At 72.0% G+C, this 5,709-nt stretch carries 3 protein-coding genes and 1 pseudogene; 3 read left to right on the top strand and 1 reads right to left on the bottom strand.

Annotated elements, in window-relative coordinates; all coding sequences use genetic code 11:
• The first annotated feature begins 602 nt into the window (after positions 1–602).
• Both AB8Z75_RS31520 and ptsP read left to right on the top strand, forming a co-directional pair.
• On the top strand, positions 603–1,052 hold the full coding sequence (locus AB8Z75_RS31520; RefSeq protein ID WP_369208011.1) for a PTS glucose transporter subunit IIA: 450 nt from the start codon (positions 603–605) through the stop codon (positions 1,050–1,052).
• Positions 1,053–1,209: 157 nt separating this feature from the next.
• Positions 1,210–2,880, top strand: a complete 1,671-nt coding sequence (gene ptsP / locus AB8Z75_RS31515) for a phosphoenolpyruvate--protein phosphotransferase (RefSeq protein WP_369208009.1) — start codon at positions 1,210–1,212, stop codon at positions 2,878–2,880.
• A gap of 69 nt (positions 2,881–2,949) precedes the next feature.
• Here ptsP and AB8Z75_RS31510 read toward each other — a convergent pair whose 3' ends face one another.
• Positions 2,950–4,971 carry an acetoacetate--CoA ligase gene (locus AB8Z75_RS31510; RefSeq protein ID WP_369208008.1) on the bottom strand — a complete coding sequence of 674 codons (2,022 nt, stop codon included), beginning with the start codon at positions 4,969–4,971 and terminating at the stop codon, positions 2,950–2,952.
• A gap of 192 nt (positions 4,972–5,163) precedes the next feature.
• Between AB8Z75_RS31510 and AB8Z75_RS31505 the strand changes: the two are divergent.
• A pseudogene (locus AB8Z75_RS31505) lies at positions 5,164–5,709 on the top strand (hypothetical protein); the annotation flags it as partial.

Here is a 5,709-nt window from a genome sequence, read left to right as displayed (position 1 = left end):
CTCCGTGAATGCTTCAATCATCCACAGGAAGAGCGGAACAGGCCGGAGGAATAATCCAACCCGTCCACAGCGTCCTCGCTGTTGTGTATTTCAAAGGAACCTCAACCCACCGGAACAACCCGGCAGGTCGGGGTATCAACATATCTGGCGTTGACTTTTGGCACGCTGTTGAGTTCTCAAGGAACGGACGCTTCCTTCGAAACCATCTCACCGGTTTCTCCGGACGTTTGCCCTCTTGGTTCTTCCCAAGCCTACCACCGCGATTTCGGTGATCCGAAATCCGTCCTGCGCCGGAGCGCGAACGACCAACTGATCGGAATCAGTGGCTGGTTGGGGTTCTGCCCTCGCCTCGGCGCTGGGCAGGCAACCGACAGTACAGGCCTCCGATGAAGAGAGGCAAATCAGTTCTGCGGGGCCCACGCCGCGCACTCCCGCCGAACCGGCTTTGAACGCTGTGCTGTCACCGCGAAACAGCAGGTGACGGCGCGCCTGCCCGCTCGGAGGGAATCACCTGTTCCTATGACTTACGCTTCTGAACGGTGCGCCGTCCTGGACAGGTAGCGACGGCGGCTGATCGACACTCCGCCCCTTGGAGGCCTCCCATGACCACCGTGTCGTCCCCGTTGACCGGGCGTGCCATCGGTTTGGCTGCTGTGCCGGATCCGGTGTTCTCCGGGGCGATGGTGGGCCCCGGCACCGCCATCGATCCCGTGCGCGAGCCCACCGAGGCGGTGGCGCCCGTGGACGGCGTCGTGGTGTCGCTGCACCCGCACGCGTTCGTGGTCGTGGACTCCGAGGGACACGGAGTGCTGACTCACCTGGGCATCGACACGGTGCAGCTGAACGGTGAGGGCTTCGAGCTGCTGGCCGCCAAGGGGGACACCGTCACCCGGGGGCAGCCCATGGTGCGCTGGGACCCGGCGGCCGTGGCGGAGAAGGGGAAGTCCCCCGTCTCGCCGGTGATCGCGTTGGAGGCCACCGCCGAGGCGCTCGGCGAGCTGGTGGAGGACGGCGACGTGGAGCGGGGACAGACGCTCTTCGGCTGGAGCTGACACACAGGCCCGGCCCCTCTCCCTTCCGAACGTCCACGTGGCACCGGGAGTCCGCTCCCGGTCGGGAAGTCCTCTTCCCCTCTCGTCCACGCGTGCGCGGGCCGGGCGCAGTACGACCGCGGTGGCGTGGTGCCGCCGCTGACCGGAGACGGGTGAGATGGACACAACGCTTCGAGGCGTGGGTGTGAGCCACGGCGTGGCGATCGGCGAGGCGCGGCACATGGGCACGGCCGTGCTGGAGCCCCCGGCCAAGCAGATCGCGGCCGACGAGGCGCCGCGTGAGCAGCAGCGGGCGCGGCAGGCCGTGGAGGCCGTCGCCGCTGATCTGGTCGCGCGGGGCAACCTGGCGGGTGGTGAGGCGCAGGCCGTGCTGGAGGCGCAGGCCATGATGGCGCAGGACCCCGAGCTGATGGCCGATGTCGAACGGCGGATCGCCGTGGGCAGTACGGCCGAGCGGGCGGTCTACGACGCTTTCGCCGCCTACCGGGCGCTGCTGGCGCAGGCGGGCGACTATCTGGCGGGCCGGGTGGCCGACCTGGACGACGTGCGCAACCGTATCGTCGCCAGGCTGCTGGGCGTGCCGATGCCGGGTGTGCCGGACAGTGACCGGCCTTACGTGCTGATCGCGCGGGACCTGGCGCCCGCCGACACCGCGCTGCTCGATCCCGCTCTGGTGCTCGGTTTCGTGACCGAGGAGGGCGGGCCGACCAGTCACAGCGCGATTCTCGCGCGGGCGCTGGGGGTGCCGGCCGTGGTGGCGCTGCCGGGTGCGGGGGAGCTGGCCGAGGGCACGGTCGTCGCGGTGGACGGCAGTACCGGTGAGGTGGCGGTGAACCCGACGGAAGCGGAGCGGGAGGCGCTCGCGCGGGACGCCGAGGAGCGCAAGGCGGCTGTGGAGGCCGCGAAGGGTCCCGGTGCGACGTCGGACGGGCACAAGGTGCCGCTGTTGGCGAACGTGGGCGGTCCTGCCGATGTGCCGGCGGCGGTGGAGGCCGGTGCGGAGGGCGTGGGGCTGTTCCGCACGGAGTTCCTGTTCCTGGACGACAGTGAGCGGGCGCCTTCCCTGGAGAAGCAGGCGGAGGCGTACCGGCAGGTGCTGGAGGCGTTCCCGGAGGGGCGCGTCGTGGTGCGGGTGCTGGACGCCGGGGCCGACAAGCCGCTGGACTTCCTCACGCCGGCCGACGAGCCGAATCCGGCCTTGGGCGTGCGGGGTCTGCGGACCCTGCTGGACCACCCCGAGGTGCTGCAGGGGCAGCTGCGGGCGCTGGCCAGGGCGGCCGAGGGGCTGCCCGTCTACCTCGAGGTGATGGCGCCGATGGTGGCGGACCGGGCGGACGCGCGGGCGTTCGCCGAGGCGTGCCGCGAGGCGGGGCTGAGCGCGAAGTTCGGCGCGATGGTGGAGGTTCCCTCGGCGGCGCTGCGGGCGCGTTCGGTGCTCCAGGAGGTGGAGTTCCTGTCGCTGGGGACGAACGATCTGGCGCAGTACACGTTCGCGGCGGACCGTCAGGTCGGTGCCGTCTCGCGGTTGCAGGACCCCTGGCAGCCGGCGCTGCTGGATCTGGTGGCGACGGCGGCGGAGGCGGCCGGGGCGGAGGGCAAGAGCTGCGGTGTCTGCGGCGAGGCGGCCTCGGATCCGCTGCTGGCCTGTGTGCTGACGGGGCTGGGGGTGACGAGCCTGTCGATGGGTTCGTCGGCGATCCCGTTCGTGCGGGCGCAGCTGGCGAAGCACACGCTGGCGCAGTGCGAGCGGGCTGCTGCCGCGGCGCGGGCGGCGGAGAGCGGCCCGGAGGCGCGTGCCGCGGCGCAGGCGGTGCTGTCCGGGGAGTGACGCCGCCAGGCTGACGAAGAGGAGGGCCGCCCCGCTGCGTCGCGGGGCGGCCCTCCTCGTGCCACCGGGTCAGGCGCGGTCGCGGGCGAGTCGGGCGTAGAAGTCCAGGAGCTCGGCGTTGTCGACGGAGCCGGGGTTGACGGCCTTCTCCATGGCGGTGCCCTGCAGGAGGCGTTTGACGGGGACTTCGAGGCGCTTGCCGGTGAGGGTGTGGGGGACGGCGGGGATCTCGATGATCTCGTCGGGCACGTGGCGGGGCGAGAGGTTCTTGCGCAGGGTCTGCTTGATGGCGTTCCGGAGGGTGTCGTCGAGGACGGCGCCTTCGGCGAGGTGGACGAAGAGCGGCATCCAGTAGCCGCCGTCGGGCTGTTCGACGCCGAGGACGAGGGATTCGCGGATCTCGGGGAGGCGTTCGACGGCCTCGTAGATGTCGGCGGAGCCCATGCGGACGCCCTGCCGGTTGAGGGTGGAGTCGGAGCGCCCGTGGATGACGACGGTGTTGCGGCTGGTCAGGGTGATCCAGTCGCCGTGGCGCCAGACTCCGGGGTACATCTCGAAGTAGCTGTCGTGGTACCGGGAGCCGTCGGGGTCGTTCCAGAAGCGGACGGGCATCGAGGGCATGGGCTGGGTGACGACGAGTTCGCCGACCTCGTCGACGAGGGGCGTGCCGTGCGGGTCCCAGGCGGCGAGGTCGACGGCCAGGGAGGGCGCCTGGAGTTCTCCGGTGTACACCGGGAGGGTGGGGACGGCGCCGGCGAAGCAGCTGCACACGTCGGTGCCGCCGCTGACGGAGGCGATCCACATGTCGGGGGAGACCTCGTCGTGGATCCAGCGGAAGCCGTCGGGCGGCAGCGGGGAGCCCGTGGTCGCCACGCACTTGACCTTCGAGAGGTCGAGGTCGCGCCCGGGGTGGGCTTCGGCCTTGCGGCAGGCCATGACGTAGGCGGCGGAGGTGCCGTAGATGGTGGTGCCGGTGCGTTCGACGACGCGCCACTGGGCCGCGGTGTCGGGGTAGCCGGGGCTGCCGTCGTAGGTGACGACGGTGGCGCCGGTGAGCAGCCCTGAGACCAGCAGGTTCCACATCATCCAGCCGGTGGAGGTGAACCAGAAGAAGCGGTCGTCCTCCCCCATGTCGTTGTGCAGGGTGAGCTGTTTGAGGTGTTCGAGCAGGATGCCGCCCTGGGACTGGACGATGGCTTTGGGCAGTCCTGTGGTGCCAGAGGAGTAGAGGACCCACAGCGGGTGCTCGAAGGGAACCTGCTCGAATTCCGGTTCGACCCGGAGGGAGGTGAGGTCGTCCCACTCCAGTGCTCCCTCGGGCGCCGGCGTGCCCAGGAGGGGGACGTGGACGACGGCGCGGAGGGTGGGCAGTTCGGCGCGGAGTTCGGCGACTGTTTCGCGGCGGTCGTGTTCCTTGCCGCCGTAGCGGTAGCCGTCGACGGTGAACAGGACGGTGGGTTCGACCTGCTGGAAGCGGTCGAGGACGCTGCGGGCGCCGAAGTCGGGGGCGCAGGAGGTCCACACGGCACCGACGGCGGCGGTGGCCAGGAGGGCGACGGCGGCCTGCGGGATGTTGGGGAGGTAGCCGCTGACGCGGTCGCCGGGGCGGACGCCGAGCCGGCGCAGCTCGTGGGCGAGGGAGGCGACCTGGGCGCGCAGCTCGCGCCAGCTGACGGCGGCGGGTTCGTGGGTCTCGTCGACGTGCAGCAGGGCGGGCTCGTCGGCGCGTGCGGGGTTCTCGGCATGCCGCAGCGCGTGCTCGGCGTAGTTGAGGGTGGCGCCGGGGAACCACCGGGCGCCGGGCATGGCGGCGTCGGCCAGGACCGTCTCGTAGGGCGTGCCGAAGCGGACGCCGGACCAGTCGGCGAAGGCGGACCAGAAGGTGGCCAGGTGTGCGGTGGACCAGCGGTGGAGCGCCGCGTAGGAGGCGACGGGGTCGTCGGGGTCGGGCTGGGGGGCGCCGTGGTGGCGCGCGGCCCAGTTCTGGAACCGGGTGAGGCGTGCCGTGGGGAAGCCGGCGGGGTCGGGCCGCCAGAGCGCCTCCGGTGCGGAGGGGTGCGAGGTACTGCTGTCGCTGTGCGCTGCGGTCATGGTGCGGCTCCCTGGCGTCTGTACGCGTCGTCGCGTCTTTCGGCCGGGACGATGCCATGTGATCACACGTTGTGCCAGGGCAAGAGTCACACCCCCCGGCTGTGTGGGGTGTGCGGAGGCCACGGTGACCAGCGAGTGAACGCCCGCTGAACAGCGCTGACGCGGCGCGCCTTCGGTGGCAGGCTGAGCAGCATGGACGCGCGTGACCTGGTGCGGTCGGTGACGGTGGGTGGCAGGGGCCAGGGGGTGGGGTCGTGCCTTCGGTGTCAGGCTGAGCCCCCCCCCCCCCCCCCCCCCCCCCCCCCCCCCGGGGTGGGGTCGTGGCGGGCGGCGTGGCGCAGGCGGCGCGCCGACGCGGTCGGGTTGCCGCGGCAGCGGGCGGAGCGGGCGCGTACCCCGGGTGAGGCGACGGGTGCCGAGCCGGGCCCCGGCGGCGGGACGGTCCGTTTCGTGCGGTCGGTGCTGTGCGTGCGGGTGACGGTGGCGGGTGCGCTGTTCGTCGGCTGGGACGGCGCCGAGCCCGAGCCGTCGTACGCGCTGGCGGGGGCGTGTCCCGCGGCCGACGAGCGGGCGCGGCTGGAGCCGGACAAGGACGGCGGCTGGCGGGTGGTTTCGGAGCGGATGCTGGTGACGGTCTCGCGGCTGGGGGCCGTGGAGGTGCGTACGCCGGGCGGCGCGCTGTTGCGCCGCGACCATCCGCCCAGGTGGTGGGGGGAGGCGGGCGTGGCGACCGGTGAC

This window comes from Streptomyces sp. PU-14G (genome assembly GCF_041028275.1).
In the GTDB taxonomy this organism is placed as follows: Bacteria; Actinomycetota; Actinomycetes; order Streptomycetales; family Streptomycetaceae; genus Streptomyces.
This window is presented reverse-complemented; position numbering and strand designations above follow the sequence as displayed.